Here is a 15220-nt window from a genome sequence, read left to right as displayed (position 1 = left end):
CCTGCTTTCCCTGAATGAAAAACGAAACCGAAATTCTTGATGAGGCGACTGTCGGCGCCGCGCGTTGGCATGGCGCCGTCGATGGCATCTATAAGCAACTGGTATATGGCTGGGTCTTTGATCGCACTCGTCCCGACGCGCGCGTGATCGTTGAAATCTGCCGCGACGATGTGCCTTTCGCCTGCATCCTGGCCGACGTGGCGCGCACCGACCTTCAGGCGGAGCTAAAAGCACTCGGTGCACCGGACCTGTGCCATGGCTTCGTGGCCGATCTCGGCGCGCTCCCGGCATCGGCAGGCGGCGTGATCTCGGCACGCGTGGCCAACACCGAGGTCACGCTGACAGGTAGTTTCCGACTCGAAGAACCGAAGGCGCCGCCAGCGGCCGCCATCAATACCGTCGTCGGCGACGGCGGCCTGCGCCTGCATGGGTGGGCGCTCGACCCGGCAGACCAGAAACGAACCGTGACGGTGCGCGCGTTCGTCGGCCAAGAGATGGTGGCGCAAGCCGTTGCCAACATCATTCATCCGTCGATGCGCGGCTATGTCGACGGCGCGCACGGCTTTGACCTCGCCCTGCCTGCGTCGCTGGCGGACGGCGCCGTGCACAGTGTGCGCGTGGTGGATGACGAGGGACGGCCGTTAAATGGCAGCCCGTTGACGATCTGCTGCTCGATGGATGGCCTCGTCGGCTTGCTGCCGGACGATGCCGACGAACTGCTGCTGAAGGTGGCCGATATCTATCAACGTCACCTGCCGCGCAGTCTGCCGATGTCGGCCTGGCCGGAATGGTCGGCGCGCTTCGATCGCGAAGGCCCGGCCATCCTGCCGACACTGACGACCGCCGTGATCGTGACGGGCGATACGGATGCGGCGGCGCTGGAGCGCACGCTGGCGAGTCTGCAATCGCAACACGGGATGCCCGTGCAAGCTTTCTCCGGCCAGCCATTCGCGGCCCTGCTGGCGCAGGCACTGGAATCGAACTGCGACGTTATCTGCTGCGTGCGCGCCGGGGACACCCTGGCGCCGCATGCGTTGGCTTGGGCGTTGGAAGGATTCGCGCTGCCGGAGGCGCAGGTGGTTTATACCGATAGCGAAACCAATGGCACGCCGTGGTTCAAGCCGGCGTGGAATCCTGACTATGCGCTGGCTAGCGATTATCCGCTCGATTTGCTGTTGGTACGCTCGACAGTGGCCCGAGGCCTGCTTGATGCGCATGACGCCGCCGATTTCGCTTGGTCAGCGTTGACCGCGGCTTGGTCGCAAGGCTCAGACAGCATCATCCATGTGCCCCGCGTGCTGCTGCGGAAAGCCTTACTGCCAGATGCCGCCGAGCACGCCGCGCGCCTGACGGCCGCCACGCGCGCCTCAAGTGCTATCTGGCCGGATTCCGTGTTGGAAGAGCTGGATGGTGTCCCGCCTGGCAGCGCGCATGCCGCGCGTCGGGTCCGCCATCCGCTGCCATCCGGCGCACGCGAACTGACCGTCAGCCTCGTCATCCCAACGCGCGACCGCGCCGACCTGCTGAAGCGCTGCATCGATACCATTCAGCTTTTCACCGACTGGCCGAAGCTCGAGATCATCGTCATCGACAACGGTTCGACCGAAGAAGCGACGCATGCCTATTTTGCAGAGATCGCCGGTCAAGGCGTGCGGGTACTGCCGATGCCCGGTCCCTTCAACTACGCGGACCTGAACAACCGCGCGATCGCCCAGGCCAGCGGCGACATCATCGGCTTGGTCAATAACGACATCGAAGCGCTGCACGCGGGTTGGCTGGACGAGATCGTGGCCCAACTGTTGCGGCCGGAAGTCGGCGCGGTCGGCGCCAAGCTGCTCTGGCCGAATGGTATGGTGCAGCATGGCGGCGTTCTGCTAGGCGTTGGCGACGTTGCCGGCCACTTCGGCAACCGGTTGGCGGACGCAGATTGGGGCGATCATGGGCGCAACCAGCTGGTGCAGCAGGTCAGCGGTTGCACGGCCGCTTGCCTGTTCCTGCGCAAGGAGGATTACTTCCAGCTTGGCGGCATGGACGCACATGCGTTCCCGGTCGCCTTCAACGACGTCGACCTGTGCCTCAAAGTGCGCGCATCAGGCAAGGCGATCATCTGGACTCCGCATGCCAAATTGCTGCACGCCGAATCTGCCAGCCGAGGGCATGAGGACACACCCCAGAAGAAGGCGCGCGCGCAGCGCGAAGTCGATCAACTTCGGCTGAAGTGGCGGCATGTACTGATGCGGGATCCAGCATATCACCCGGCACTTAACCTGGACCCGAATAGCCATGCATTTGGGGGAATGGCACTGCCGCCGCGGGAACCAGTTCCAAGAGGGTCCGCATTTCCGGCCGAGCGATAGTACCGACACCGGCGGCTGCCGAAGCGTTGCTGTTCGGCACCGCACCAGCGCCGCGACATGACTACAAACACAATGAAACAGATTCCAATGACTACGGAAATGCATCACAAATCGCTGATTGATACGCTGATCGCGCAAAATGCCACGCTGTCTGGCCGCGTCAGCCAGCTTGAATCCGAAAACAGCTCCCTTCGTATCCAGCATGCCGGCTTCGAACGTTACTTCAGCGAGCACCGCCGCGATCTATACCGCCGGCACCGGACCGCCCTGTACGGGATCGCGGGAGAGCCTGCTGCCGGTAATATGGGGGACATCCTGACTCGACGAGAAGCATTCTTGCGGCTCGTCTCGGATATTCCTGGCTGCGAGAGCCTGCTGGCGCTACATCCCCACAACGGAATGGGCTGCCATTACCGCGTCCTGCTGTTGAGCGCGGGCGGCATGGGCGACTGCCTGATCCTCACCTACCTGGCAGCACTGGTCCGCGCTTACCTCCCGGTCGATTACTTGGCGGTCGGTTTTGAATCGAAACAGGTCAAGGATATCTTTGCCGACACTGCACTGGCGGACGCAGTGATCTCCCTCAACCATGACACCCGGGATGCGCTTTTCTCGGTAGCGACTGCAATCGATATCTTTGACATCGTGATCGACGTCCGATATGCGGCAGTCGCATTCTTTCCGCCGCAATCCAGGGTCCCGCTCGAGTATCAACTTACGGTACGTAGTTTTAGCGAGCCCTGGTTCAAATACAACCTCTTCGATTGGCCGCACCTGAACCACCATTTCGCGAATGCGGCGATGGAAGCCAAGCTCACCGCATATTCGCTGTTCCCGCACTCGCTGGCGCTCGGTAACGTCCGTATGAGCCCGGTGATGGACATCGAGCCAAGCTACTCTATCGCGATCAATGAACTCCTAGCGTTTAAGAAGCCCATCGTATGCTTGGGTATCGGTAGTGACGCCAAGATGGCTAGCGACAAGGGCTTGTCGACGAAGACCATTCCATTGGAAACCGTCAATGCGACGGTTGAGGAACTCAACAAACTGGGATATCTGACCGTTCAACTCGGAATGTCTCATGAGCCCATGATCGGGAGCGTTGCGGTCGACTTGCGTGGTCGCCTTGCCATTCGCGAATCCGCCGCGATCCTGAAACTGGCTGTCTGCTTCGTCGGTGTGGAGGGCGGTTTGGTCCACATGGCAAAAGCGGTGGGCACTCCATCCGTGGTCTCCTTCGGTCCCACGCCCGCAGCGTTTTTCGGCTACGACGAAAACGTGAACATCAGCACTAATACATGTACGCCTTGCTGGTGGACTACGCGTGAATGGATGACGCGCTGCATTTCGCAGACCGAGCAGCACGGTTGTATGAAACAGGTGAGCCCTGCCGATTTGGTCGCAGGCGTAAGGATCTTGCACAGCAGGCAGACCCGCAAGCTAGAACTCGCAATCGTTGCGATAAACCAGCTCAGCCCTGATGCGGCGCCAAGCGATGGCCTTCCAGATATGGGCACCATCTATCCGGACATCCCTGGAAGTTCAGTGCCACATACGCTAGTGTCATCCTATGTCGATTACAGGGGCGATTCCGGCACCCTTGTTCTGAAAAGGAACAATGTTCCCCATGCCTTGTCTATCAAGAGACATACCTTCATCGATGGGTCCGACCTCCATAAACTGGCTCTGCAGGTGACAAACCTGCCGAACATCCTCGACGCGGAAGGGGCAGGCACGATTGTCGTGGGTAAGCTTGATGCGCAGAAGTTGAATGCCTTGTCGTCCGGCGACATCGAGACCGCATTCCAGGAAATCATTTGCGCATTCACTGCGAAAGGCCGTCCCTTCAAAGCGCTCAAACCGAAAAAGCTGTCGTCTGATGCCAACTACTACGTCACGATTAGGTGGGCGGCAGAATGAACGTCGCACGATTGATGGAAGACCTAGTATCTTCGCTACAAGCCCAGCCGGACAAAGTCCGTCCGAATTATTTCGATGCAAGTCTTACTCTGGCCTGCAATCTGATTACGAACACGAATTCCGGCGACCTCTCCGACGCTAACCTCATAGCCTACCTGGACCAGGATTTCCTGAAACTGCTTCTCGGACGGCGCTTCGGCATCAGTCCATTGGGGCACGATATCCCATTGCTTCTGCAAGGCTTACATTACCTGCGCGCCAAGAACTCATCCCAGCTTCACGGTGACGTCATCAATGCTTGCCTGCTAGACTTTTACAGGGCGGCCTTGCCCTTGGGCGAATGGGACGACGTGCTCGTCGAGGACGGCCAACCACGGCATACAACTGCCCGGAAACTGCTCGCATATATTCGTCCGGATACCAGATCGCAACTGCATAGTCAACAGGATCGCAACGTTTGGCTGATCAGACATGGCTTTCAGGAGCTGCCACTCTATCGATCTCGACTGCGCCACTACTTTGCGGAAGCGGTCGGATACAAAAACTTCCAACTCCAAAGCGGCGATATCGGCTATGCATTTCAGCAAATTTCGTCCTCGACGCCACCGAAAGACCATGACCTTTTCCACCACGACCTGAGTTTCAAACGATGGATATGCATACGCGGCGCAATGCTTATGTATAAGAAAAAGCCGTTTGAAAGTCGCATTCATGACCTGCGCTGGTTAAATCAGAGTACGACGCTAGCACTGCGTAGCGTTTATCTGGGGAACGAAGGACGCGTTTCGCTTTCCCTAGCTGCTCTCGGCGGCACAGGAAATTTCAAGGTGACGGTTCATAGCGCAACGGATGACCAACAACGGATAATAAATTTTGACAATGTCTCGGCATTATTATGCGAATTCCGTATCCAAAAATGGGTAGATACAGTACGCATCACCATTGAATCCAGCGGAAATTATGTTGCCGATTTAGGGACGACTTAAGAAACGTTTGACGTGATCTTTGACAATCGTGTGCGCGGCTCCCGTTGAACGAATGAGTCACGCCTTGACCAATCATTCTCGCCACATCCTAAATCCGCACCATGGAACAAAATAATGAATAGCTGCACCCGAATAAACTTTGAAGTTTTTAACAAATCGACTGAGCACCTCATTGTCGTGATGTCGCCAATGAAACTTTCGATTGAAAAACTTCCCCATTACAAAGACGAAAATTTCGAGAATTTCAGTCGGATACTGATCAATCCTGGCACTCGAAATTATTACAAAGACTGCGTTGCAGAAGTACGAGACGCCATATCAACCGCCTTAAAGGAGACTGGTGCCAAATACTTGGTTTTCTGCGGATCGTCGATGGGAGCATTCGGGGCGGTTTATATGGGTTCGTTATTCTCCGAAACCAAATACATTGTGGCTTACGCACCGTTCATCCGGCTTGACCATCCTGGCACATTATCGAAATCGTCCATCGCTCCTGAATTCCTCGTGGATGAAGACCGAAACTCTAGAGAATTGCTAGAACGATTAAAGAATACGAAAGCCCAACTATTCCTCTTCTATCCCTGCATTGATGGACAAGATGGGATAAAAATTACCGAGTCGGAAGCGTTTAACGAGTGCACACATATCACCAGATATTATCTGATGTGCGAACACAATATTCATCAGCATGTAAGCTTGCCAGCTCTGGTAGCCCGCCTCATACACTCGGGCGATGTTTCAGCAGAAGCGATCGAGCGGCTGGCCGCCACTGAAGAGGATAAGAAACTCTCGCAAAATACCTATCAACTCTACCTTGCGGAATTGGAAAACTCGAAACCAACATTCGAGATCACAAGCATGCCATTGGAAAACACCACAAACTGGTTGTATTTTTACTGGAAAGCCCGTTATCAAGCAAAGCAGGGGCTGCATTGGGAAAGCTTATGCAATTACATGGCATCAATGGCGAATGGTGGAGACAAGGTAGTAGAAACACACTTTTGCGTTGCTAACACACTAAAGAATCTCGGCCTGAAACATGCAGCGCTCGGTTATTATCAAGAGGCATTCAAACGCGCTCCGAACAATAATGACATTGCACTCATTATCAGCGACTTATTGACCGCTTAGCGCGAACGGCGACCATCTGAGCAACACGCGCGTGGGTCACAATCGCATTAACTTGACGGACGCCCACAGAGCAACCGCAACGACCGTTCACAAGCGCTACAGAGATCATATGAAAACCAAAATCCACTCCCTGCTTCGGCCCTGTGAGTCAGACACGCTGGTTGTAATCCTAGCGCCGATGAACTTGCCAGCATCGCAACTGCCGCACTACAGGAACTCGGAGGTCATCAATGCCAGCAAACTCCTGATCAATCCGGCAAATTCGAATTTCTACCTAGACTGCGAAGCAGAGGTTAAAGAGCTTATTTCCAGCTCACTGGTTGTGACGCAGGCGAAAAGATTGATCATTTGTGGCAGTTCTATGGGGGGTTACGGTGCCTTACTGTTCGGCCCCCAGTTCGAGGAAACAGTTGCACTGTTCTCTTATGCTCCGGCCTTCAGGCTAGATCACCCTTATTCCCGCTCAGCATTGCAGATGGAAATACAGCACAAAGGAGGAGCGGGAAGCGTGACTGAGGGTTTAACGAGCACCTCGGCAGATATACATCTGTTCTTGCCATGCTTCGACCATCAAGACGGGGCCAACATCGCTGATGCATTGGCACTGGAAGGGGATTATCCAAATCTGGCGATCCACTACCTTAACTGTACGCACGATATCAATACCCACCTTCCACTGCCTGAGTTGGTGAACTCGTATCTTCGGACATCGCGAATTCCAGAAGATAAAATTGCTCCCTTGCGTGCCTCCTTATATGATGCCCGTATTGCGGCCTCGACGTATGCGCTTTATTGCCGGGAGTATGGCATTGCGGTGGATGTCGAGTTCGAGCATTATCCTACTGAAAGGACAGCGAACTGGCGGTATTTTTACTGGAAAGCCCGCAACTTAGCAAAAATGCAGAAGCTCTGGGAAAGCATACACAACTTCATCGCGGCCATGGAAAAAGGTGGCCACAACGTTAGTGAAGTGCAGTTCTGTCTCGCGAATACTTACAAGGACATAGGAATGATACAAGCCGCAGTTGGTCACTACAGGGAAGCCGACAGGCTTAGCCCGAACGACCCAACCATACTCTCAGCAATCAACAATATCATCAAACAATAACGTGGATCATGTTTAAAGAATCTCTGAAGAATCACTTAGAAGTTTTCAGCCGTCTCCTCTCGATTGAGCCTGAACTGGAGCGTGCGATTGAAATCATGTACAAGTCGTTGAAGAACGACGCCAAACTGATGTTTTGCGGAAACGGTGGCTCTGCTGCCGACAGCCAACACCTTGCAGCAGAGTTTGTCGGGAGATACATCAATGATCGACCTCCAATCGCTGCAATCGCTCTATCTACAGATACTTCGGCACTAACCTGCATAAGTAATGACTATGGATATGAGCACGTGTTTTCCCGCCAAGTGAGTTCGCTCGGCCGCGCAGGTGACACGCTCATCGGCATCTCCACCTCGGGCAATTCGGCCAACGTTATACGTGCCGTAGAAGCAGCAAAACAGAAGGGGATACATACGGTCGCGCTGCTCGGCCGTGACGGCGGCGCGCTCAAGGGCATGGTGGATGTAGCCATCGTTGTGCCCTCAAACGTGACAGCGCATATTCAGGAAGCGCACATCTTCATTGGTCATCATTTCTGCTCGGAGCTCGAGCAAAAGCTTGGCTACTAACCATTTTTAAGTATCGATAGAGGATTGGATTGTAATGGACTCAGGTAACGGACAACGTTTCCTTACACGGATTCCCGATTTTTCGGCAGCAAGGCTGTTGGTCGTCGGTGACGTCATGCTCGACAGCTACTGGCATGGGATGACTAACCGAATTTCGCCGGAGGCGCCTGTCCCCGTGGTGAAAATCGACCAGGAAGAAGTCCGGGTCGGCGGTGCAGGCAACGTAGCGCTCAACGTGGCGTCCCTTGGCGCTTCGTCGTCCCTGATCGGACTGGTCGGTGGAGATGCTGCAGCAGGCCAGTTGCGCGCGCTGCTGTCGGCCGCGAACGTCGAGCCGTTGCTACAAGAGGTCCCTGGGTCCAGAACGATTACCAAGCTTCGCATCGTCTCGAAACACCAGCAGTTGATCCGTGCCGACTTCGAAGACAATTTCCCGCAATGGGACATGGGCGGCATGCTTGCGGAATACCGCGACCGACTAGCAGATGTCGACGTAGTCCTTCTTTCCGACTATAAGAAGGGCGCATTACGCCAATGCCCGGAGCTTATTCGTGCGGCAAGGAGTCTCGGTAAGGCGGTGGTCGTGGATCCAAAAGGATCCGACTTCAGCCAGTATCGCGGCGCCACCGTCATCACGCCCAATATGTCCGAGTTCGAAGCCATCGTCGGGCCATGCCACAGTGATGAGGAGATCGTCGAACGTGGCACCGCGCTACGCGACCGGCTCGAACTCGATGCGGTCCTGATCACGCGAAGCGAGAAAGGCATGACCTTGCTGGCCCGCGGGCACGAACCATTCCACCTGCCGACGCGCGCGCAGGAGGTATTCGATGTAACCGGCGCAGGCGATACGGTCGTTGCGACTCTGGGCGCCGCCTTGGGCGCGGGCTTATCCTTGCATGAAGCCGTCATACTGTCGAATATGGCAGCAGGCATAGTGGTGGCCAAACTGGGTACGGCAACGGTCTCGGTCGAAGAGCTGCAGAATGCACTTCATTCCGGGGCGCCGGAATACAGCGAGAAAGGCCTTCTATCTGAAGAGCGCCTCATTCGCGCAGTCCGTGCAGCCCGTGCACGAGGAGAGCGCATCGTTATGACGAACGGATGTTTCGATATGCTGCATCCTGGTCATCTCGACTATTTGGAAGAAGCGCGCATGCTGGGCGACCGGTTGATCGTTGCGATCAACGACGATGCATCGATTACCCGGCTCAAGGGGCATGAGCGTCCGGTAAACAGCATCGATACCAGGGCGCGGATGCTGGCTGGCCTGGCATCCGTCGACTGGGTGGTTCCATTTGCCGAAGATACCCCTGCGCGGCTGGTTGCCGCCGTTCTTCCGGATATTCTGGTAAAGGGTGGCGACTACACCGTGGATCAGGTAGCAGGGGCAGAAGTCGTGCGCGCATCGGGTGGATGCGTGCAGATTCTTGGTTTGACTGAGGGGCATTCGACGAGTGCGCTCATCGAGCGCATCCGGAGGGCAGAAAAATGATCATTGTCACTGGCGGTGCCGGCCTTGTCGGCAGCAACATTATCGCTGCGCTCAACGCACGTGGGATAAGCAATATCCTCGTGGTCGACCACCTGAAAAATGGCCGCAAGATGGTCAATCTTGCCGACCTCAACTTTGTCGACTATATGGACAGGGAGGACTTCATCGCGCGCCTGCGGTCGGGCCATTCGTTCGGCAAGGTGGAGGCTGTTTTTCACGAAGGCGCGTGCTCAGCCACTACTGAATGGGACGGACAGTTCATCATGCGCAACAATTTTGAATATTCAAAAGAATTGCTGCATTGGTGTCAGCGAGAAAACGCACAGTTTCTCTACGCTTCATCGGCCTCAGTCTATGGGTTGGCCGAACGCGGGTTCAGCGAAAATCGGGAATGCGAGATGCCGATCAATATGTACGCTTTCTCGAAATTCCAGTTCGACCAGTACGTCCGGTCGCTGAAAAATGAGCTGAAACAACAGGTCGTCGGCCTGCGCTATTTCAACGTGTATGGTCCGCGCGAGTCGCACAAGGGATCGATGTCCAGCACGCCCTTCCATTTCAACAATCAGATCGTCGCGAACGGCGTTGCGCGTCTCTTCAGTGGCATCGACGGGATTGGTGATGGCTTACAACAGCGCGACTTCGTTTATGTCGAAGACTGCGTCTCGGTGAACCTCTGGTTCTTAGATAACCCACAGCGCAGCGGGATATTCAATCTCGGCACCGGTGTGGCGCGCACTTTTAATGACGTCGCCAACGCGGTCATTGCATGGCACGGTCGCGGCCATATCGAATATATTCCGTTCCCCGAGCATCTGAAAGGTGTCTACCAAAGCTTTACCCAGGCCGACATTCGCAATCTCCGCGCAGCTGGTTACGACAAACCTTTTCACACGATCGAAGAAGGAGTTACAAAATACATGGCGTGGCTCAATCGAGCTGCGCAGGCTTCGGCCTGCTAGGAACGATCGAATTCTATGCCAGCGCATATGACTACTACTTCCCTTTCCGGCGTTCCACATGTCGAGTCGCCCTTCTTCTCGCGCATCTTCGATGCTCCCGACATGGACGAGGAAACTCGCCGTATCGCCTTCGAACTAGCCGTCAAAGGCTACGCCGTGCTCGATTTCCCGGATGCCGGATTCGCCGGAATGGCCGATAGCATCAAGGCAAACCTCCATGCCCACTACGACTTCGATGGGTGGCGCACCCACGGCCACGCAGCCGGCATCAGCCTGCGCGTGCAGGATGCCTGGACTTTCGACGAGAACGTCAAACGCATCGCCTGCAACGAGCACATCGTCGCCCTGCTGTCGCGTCTCTATGGGCGCCAAGCCTGGCCCTTTCAGACGCTGAACTTCCCGGTCGGCACACAGCAGCACTACCATACCGACTCGATCCACTTCAGCTCGAGTCCCGAACGCTTTATGTGCGGGGTCTGGGTGGCAATGGAAGACATCGACGAGACCAATGGTCCGCTGATGTATTTCCCCGGTAGCCACCGCTGGCCAATCTATACCAACGAGCATATCGGCAAATGCATCGCCGAGCTGGACGGTACGCCGACCCAGGCCATCTACGAAGCGATGTGGCGCGATTTGGTCGAAGCGCAAGGTATGCAGCCCGAATACTTTCACGCAAAGAAGGGTCAAGTCCTGATCTGGGCCGCCAATCTAATGCACGGTGGGACTAAACAACTTGACCCCAGCCGCACCCGCTGGTCGCAGGTCACCCACTACTTCTTCGACAACTGTGCCTACTACACGCCAATGATGTCCGATCCCTTCTATGGCAGCATCGCGTTTCGCACGCTCACCAACATCGTGACCGGGGAACCAGTCCCCGGCCGTGTCGCTGGACACGAGGTGCCTTCGCGCTTCATCGAAGCGACGACGCCGGGCCAGACGAAGTGGCGGGAAGAAGACGCATTCGATCCGCAGCTGTATCTGCTTGCCAATCCGGATGTGGCGGCGGCCGGTGTCGATCCAGCCCAGCACTACCTGCAGCACGGCGTTCGCGAGAAGCGCCGACTCCGTCCCTGAGCAGCATCCTGGCATGTCGATGGATAGAAGTCGGGCAGGCATGCCGGCCCGATTTCAATCGAAAGTTTCTGCCGTCTTGAGCAGCAAGCCGCAACCATCCTTGGCCGACACGATTGGCGGATGGCCGATCGGCCACTCGACGCCAACGGCTGGGTCGTTCCATGCAATGCACCGCTCGTACTCCGGCGCATAATAATCGGTCGTCTTGTACACGAACTCAGCCGACTCCGACAGCACCACGAAGCCGTGCGCAAACCCTTCCGGCACCCACATCTGCGCCTTGTTCTCGGCGCTCAGCACTTCTCCAACCCACTGCCCGAACGTCGGCGACGAACGGCGCAAATCCACCGCCACGTCGAACACGCTGCCGGCGACGACGCGCACCAGCTTGCCCTGCGGCTGCCGGATCTGGTAATGCAGGCCGCGCAGCACGTTGTGCGCCGATTTCGAATGGTTGTCCTGCACGAAGGTGACTTGCCGGCCGATCGCTTCCTCGAACCGGGCCTGGTGGAAGCTCTCGTAGAAGAATCCGCGTTCGTCACCGAACACGCTAGGTTCGATACGCAGGACGTCGGGAATGGCCAAGCGGGTAATCTGCATCAAAACACCGTTTCTTTCAAAACACGCAACAGGTATTGGCCGTAGCCGTTTTTCTTCATGGGGTCCGCCAGCGTCTCGAGCTGGGCGGCGTCGATCCAGCCCTTGCGGTAGGCGATCTCTTCCGGACATGCCACTTTCAGGCCTTGCCGATGCTCGATCGTCGCGATGAACTGGCTCGCATCGAGCAGCGACTCGTGGGTGCCCGTATCGAGCCAGGCATAGCCGCGGCCCATGATCTCGACGTGCAGCTTGCCCATTTCCATGTACAGGCGGTTCAGGTCCGTGATCTCGAGCTCGCCGCGCGCGGACGGCTTGAGCGTGCGCGCCAGCCGCGCCACGTTCTCGTCGTAGAAGTACAGCCCCGTGACCGCGTAGTTCGAGCGCGGCACGGCTGGCTTCTCTTCCAGGCTCACGGCCTTTCCTTCGCGATCGAATTCGATCACGCCATACCGTTCGGGATCCTGCACATGATAGGCGAAGACGCTGGCGCAATCGGTACGGGCGTTCGCGCGGTCGAGCAAGGTATGGAGGTTATGCCCATAAAACAGGTTATCGCCCAGGACCAGGGCCGACGGCGCACCGCCGAGAAAGCGTTCGCCGATCAGGAAAGCCTGCGCCAGGCCGTCCGGCGATGCCTGCTCGGCATACGACAGGTTCAGGCCCCAGCGCGCGCCGTCGCCCAGCAGTTGCTGGAAGCGCGGCGTGTCCTGCGGCGTCGAGATGATCAGGATGTCGCGGATCCCGCCCAACATCAGCGTGCTCAGCGGATAGTAGATCATCGGCTTGTCGAAGACCGGCAAGAGCTGCTTCGAGATCGCGAGCGTCGCCGGATGCAGCCGGGTGCCGCTGCCGCCGGCCAGGATGATGCCCTTGCGTTTCACGGGTTCGCTCATAGGTTTCCTTGCGCCGACAGCTCGGCGATCATGCGGTTCACGTGGTGGCGCCAGTCGGGCAGCACCAATCCGAAACTCGCGCAAAATTTGCTGCAATCAAGGCGCGAGTTCGCCGGTCGCATGGCCGGCGTCGGAAATGCGCTGGCAGCGATCGGCTGCACGGCATCCGGCGCCACTTTCAACACCGCGCCATGCGCCTGCGCCTGCGCCAGCACATGTGTGGCATACGCATGCCAGGTGGTGCTGCCGCTTGCGGCGACGTGATAGGTGCCGGACAGGCGGCGCGCGTAAGCCCCCAGGGCCGCGATGCGATGCAGCGCCAGCGCCGTGGCGTCGGCCAGCAGTTCGGCGCCGGTCGGCGCGCCATGCTGGTCGGCGACCACGCTCAGGGACTCGCGCTCCTTTGCCAGGCGCAGCATGGTCTTGGCAAAATTGCCGCCGCGCGGAGCGAATACCCAGCTCGTGCGCAAGATCAGGTGCATGGCGCCGCTCGCGCGGATCCGTTCCTCGCCGTCGACCTTGGTCTGGCCATACACCGACAGCGGATTGACGGCGTCGGTCTCGGCCCACGCGCCCTCTTTCGATCCGTCGAACACATAGTCGGTCGAATAATGCACCAGCCAGGCGCCAAGGGCAGCGGCTTCTTCTGCCAGGACGCCGGGCGCGACCGCATTGCAATCGTGCGCGGCGTCCCGGTCGCTTTCGGCCCGGTCCACCGCCGTGTAGGCCGCGGCGTTGACGATCACGTCGGGCGCGACATCGCGCACCAGCGCACGCAGCGACTCGGGGGCGGTGAAATCGGCTTCGCCACGGCCACACGCACGCAGCTCGCCCAGCGGCGCCAGCGCACGCTGCAGCTCCCAGCCAACCTGGCCATCCTTGCCGAGCAACAGGATCTTCATGCGGCCGGCCGTCCGTCCGCATATTGCCGTTCGACCCACTCGAGGTAGGCGCCGCTGGTGACGTTGCGCACCCACTCCTCATTGGCCAGATACCACTCGACCGTCTTGCGGATGCCGGTGTCGAAGGTCTCCGCCGGACGCCAGCCCAGCTCGCGTTCCAGCTTGCCCGCATCGATCGCGTAGCGGCGGTCGTGGCCCGGGCGGTCCTTCACGAACGTCATCTGCGCCGCATACGATGCGCCGTCGGCGCGCGGACGCAGCTCGTCGAGGATCGCGCACAAGGTGCGCACCACGTCGATATTCGCCTTCTCGTTGCAGCCGCCGACGTTATAGGTCTCGCCCAACCGGCCTTCGGCCAGCACGCGGCGGATGGCGCTGCAGTGATCCGTGACGTACAGCCAATCGCGGATCTGCTGGCCATCGCCATAGATCGGCAGCGGCTTGCCCGCCAGCGCATTATGGATCACCAGCGGGATCAGCTTTTCCGGGAAGTGGAACGGGCCGTAGTTATTGGAGCAGTTGGTCGTCAGGACCGGCAGGCCATACGTGTGGTGGTAGGCGCGCACCAGGTGATCCGACGCCGCCTTGCTGGCCGAGTACGGGCTGTTCGGCTCATAGCGGTGCTGCTCGTTGAAGGCCGGCGCGTCGCCCGAGAGCGAACCGTAAACTTCGTCGGTCGACACGTGCAGGAAGCGGAATGCGCCGCGCGCCTTGTCGTCCAACCCGTTCCAGTAGGCCCGCACCGCTTCGAGCAGGTTGAACGTGCCCACGATATTGGTCTGGATAAAGGCTCCCGGGCCTTCGATCGAACGGTCGACATGGCTTTCGGCGGCGAAGTTGAGCACCGCCCGCACCTGATGTTCGGCCAGCAGACGCGCCACCAGGGCGCCGTCGCCGATGTCGCCACGCACGAAGTGGTGGCGCCGGTTGTCGTCGAGGCTGGCGAGGTTCTGGAGATTGCCGGCGTAGGTCAGTTTGTCGAGATTGACGACTGGCTCATCGTGTTGGGCCAGCCAGTCGATGACGAAGTTCGAGCCGATGAAGCCCGCTCCGCCCGTCACAAGGATGGTCATTCCTGCGTTTCCTGGTAGATGTGTAGAGATCGGCAGCGCCAGGGCGCATACCCGAGCCCGAGGATTACCGTAACATTTTCGGCGCGATCTGGCCGGATTGTCAATGTGACGGCGGCGTGGAAACCGTGCTGGTGCGGAGCTCCGGCT

At 58.0% G+C, this 15220-nt stretch carries 13 protein-coding genes; 9 read left to right on the top strand and 4 right to left on the bottom strand.

Annotated features, from left to right (window positions below; all coding sequences use genetic code 11):
• Positions 1 to 14: 14 nt before the first annotated feature.
• The 9 genes from LO55_RS12200 to LO55_RS12160 all read left to right on the top strand — a co-directional run bounded on the left by LO55_RS12200 (position 15) and on the right by LO55_RS12160 (position 11605).
• Positions 15 to 2357 carry a glycosyltransferase family 2 protein gene (locus tag LO55_RS12200; protein WP_071361640.1) on the top strand — a complete coding sequence of 781 codons (2343 nt, stop codon included), beginning with the start codon at positions 15 to 17 and terminating at the stop codon, positions 2355 to 2357.
• Between the two features lie 72 nt (positions 2358 to 2429).
• Positions 2430 to 4277, top strand: coding sequence for a glycosyltransferase family 9 protein (locus LO55_RS12195; RefSeq protein WP_177185520.1), 1848 nt, complete (start codon positions 2430 to 2432; stop codon positions 4275 to 4277).
• Complete coding sequence (locus LO55_RS26335; protein WP_143054510.1) at positions 4274 to 5263, top strand: hypothetical protein; 990 nt, start codon at positions 4274 to 4276, stop codon at positions 5261 to 5263. Before LO55_RS12195 ends, LO55_RS26335 begins: the two co-directional genes overlap by 4 nt.
• A gap of 114 nt (positions 5264 to 5377) precedes the next feature.
• Positions 5378 to 6394, top strand: coding sequence for a hypothetical protein (locus LO55_RS26330; protein ID WP_143054509.1), 1017 nt, complete (start codon positions 5378 to 5380; stop codon positions 6392 to 6394).
• A 109-nt stretch (positions 6395 to 6503) separates the two neighbouring features.
• Positions 6504 to 7502: a hypothetical protein gene (locus LO55_RS26325; protein WP_143054508.1), complete on the top strand. Its 999-nt coding sequence runs from the start codon at positions 6504 to 6506 to the stop codon at positions 7500 to 7502.
• Between the two features lie 8 nt (positions 7503 to 7510).
• Positions 7511 to 8068: a D-sedoheptulose 7-phosphate isomerase gene (gene gmhA / locus LO55_RS12175; RefSeq protein WP_071361635.1), complete on the top strand. Its 558-nt coding sequence runs from the start codon at positions 7511 to 7513 to the stop codon at positions 8066 to 8068.
• Positions 8069 to 8102: 34 nt separating this feature from the next.
• On the top strand, positions 8103 to 9563 hold the full coding sequence (gene hldE / locus LO55_RS12170) for a bifunctional D-glycero-beta-D-manno-heptose-7-phosphate kinase/D-glycero-beta-D-manno-heptose 1-phosphate adenylyltransferase HldE (protein WP_071361634.1): 1461 nt from the start codon (positions 8103 to 8105) through the stop codon (positions 9561 to 9563).
• Positions 9560 to 10525, top strand: coding sequence for an ADP-glyceromanno-heptose 6-epimerase (rfaD, locus tag LO55_RS12165; protein ID WP_071361633.1), 966 nt, complete (start codon positions 9560 to 9562; stop codon positions 10523 to 10525). Before hldE ends, rfaD begins: the two co-directional genes overlap by 4 nt.
• Before the next feature lie 27 nt (positions 10526 to 10552).
• Complete coding sequence (locus tag LO55_RS12160) at positions 10553 to 11605, top strand: phytanoyl-CoA dioxygenase family protein (RefSeq protein ID WP_071361632.1); 1053 nt, start codon at positions 10553 to 10555, stop codon at positions 11603 to 11605.
• A gap of 54 nt (positions 11606 to 11659) precedes the next feature.
• On the opposite strand, the gene rfbC is transcribed toward LO55_RS12160, so the two are convergent.
• From rfbC to rfbB, 4 genes are read right to left on the bottom strand one after another with little or no spacing between them, the layout of a single operon-like run.
• Entirely contained in the window at positions 11660 to 12205 is a 546-nt protein-coding gene (gene rfbC / locus LO55_RS12155) for a dTDP-4-dehydrorhamnose 3,5-epimerase (RefSeq protein WP_071361631.1), read from the bottom strand.
• Positions 12205 to 13098, bottom strand: a complete 894-nt coding sequence (gene rfbA / locus LO55_RS12150) for a glucose-1-phosphate thymidylyltransferase RfbA (protein ID WP_071361630.1) — start codon at positions 13096 to 13098, stop codon at positions 12205 to 12207. The genes rfbC and rfbA overlap by 1 nt, the downstream gene beginning before the upstream one ends.
• Positions 13095 to 14000 (bottom strand): dTDP-4-dehydrorhamnose reductase, encoded by a 906-nt coding sequence (rfbD, locus tag LO55_RS12145; RefSeq protein WP_071361629.1) that lies wholly within the window; start codon positions 13998 to 14000, stop codon positions 13095 to 13097. Before rfbD ends, rfbA begins: the two co-directional genes overlap by 4 nt.
• Entirely contained in the window at positions 13997 to 15073 is a 1077-nt protein-coding gene (rfbB, locus tag LO55_RS12140; protein ID WP_071361628.1) for a dTDP-glucose 4,6-dehydratase, read from the bottom strand. The genes rfbD and rfbB overlap by 4 nt, the downstream gene beginning before the upstream one ends.
• Positions 15074 to 15220 lie beyond the last annotated feature (147 nt).

This window comes from Massilia timonae (assembly GCF_001866515.1).
Taxonomy (GTDB): Bacteria; Pseudomonadota; Gammaproteobacteria; order Burkholderiales; family Burkholderiaceae_D; genus Telluria; species Telluria timonae.
This window is presented reverse-complemented; position numbering and strand designations above follow the sequence as displayed.

Coding starts and splice junctions, on each gene's coding strand:
- LO55_RS12200 (WP_071361640.1), top strand. CDS start 15: ATGAAAAACGAAACCGAAATTCTTGATGAGGCGACTGTCGGCGCCGCG.
- LO55_RS12195 (WP_177185520.1), top strand. CDS start 2,430: ATGAAACAGATTCCAATGACTACGGAAATGCATCACAAATCGCTGATT.
- LO55_RS26335 (WP_143054510.1), top strand. CDS start 4,274: ATGAACGTCGCACGATTGATGGAAGACCTAGTATCTTCGCTACAAGCC.
- LO55_RS26330 (WP_143054509.1), top strand. CDS start 5,378: ATGAATAGCTGCACCCGAATAAACTTTGAAGTTTTTAACAAATCGACT.
- LO55_RS26325 (WP_143054508.1), top strand. CDS start 6,504: ATGAAAACCAAAATCCACTCCCTGCTTCGGCCCTGTGAGTCAGACACG.
- gmhA (WP_071361635.1), top strand. CDS start 7,511: ATGTTTAAAGAATCTCTGAAGAATCACTTAGAAGTTTTCAGCCGTCTC.
- hldE (WP_071361634.1), top strand. CDS start 8,103: ATGGACTCAGGTAACGGACAACGTTTCCTTACACGGATTCCCGATTTT.
- rfaD (WP_071361633.1), top strand. CDS start 9,560: ATGATCATTGTCACTGGCGGTGCCGGCCTTGTCGGCAGCAACATTATC.
- LO55_RS12160 (WP_071361632.1), top strand. CDS start 10,553: ATGACTACTACTTCCCTTTCCGGCGTTCCACATGTCGAGTCGCCCTTC.
- rfbC (WP_071361631.1), bottom strand. CDS start 12,205: ATGCAGATTACCCGCTTGGCCATTCCCGACGTCCTGCGTATCGAACCT.
- rfbA (WP_071361630.1), bottom strand. CDS start 13,098: ATGAGCGAACCCGTGAAACGCAAGGGCATCATCCTGGCCGGCGGCAGC.
- rfbD (WP_071361629.1), bottom strand. CDS start 14,000: ATGAAGATCCTGTTGCTCGGCAAGGATGGCCAGGTTGGCTGGGAGCTG.
- rfbB (WP_071361628.1), bottom strand. CDS start 15,073: ATGACCATCCTTGTGACGGGCGGAGCGGGCTTCATCGGCTCGAACTTC.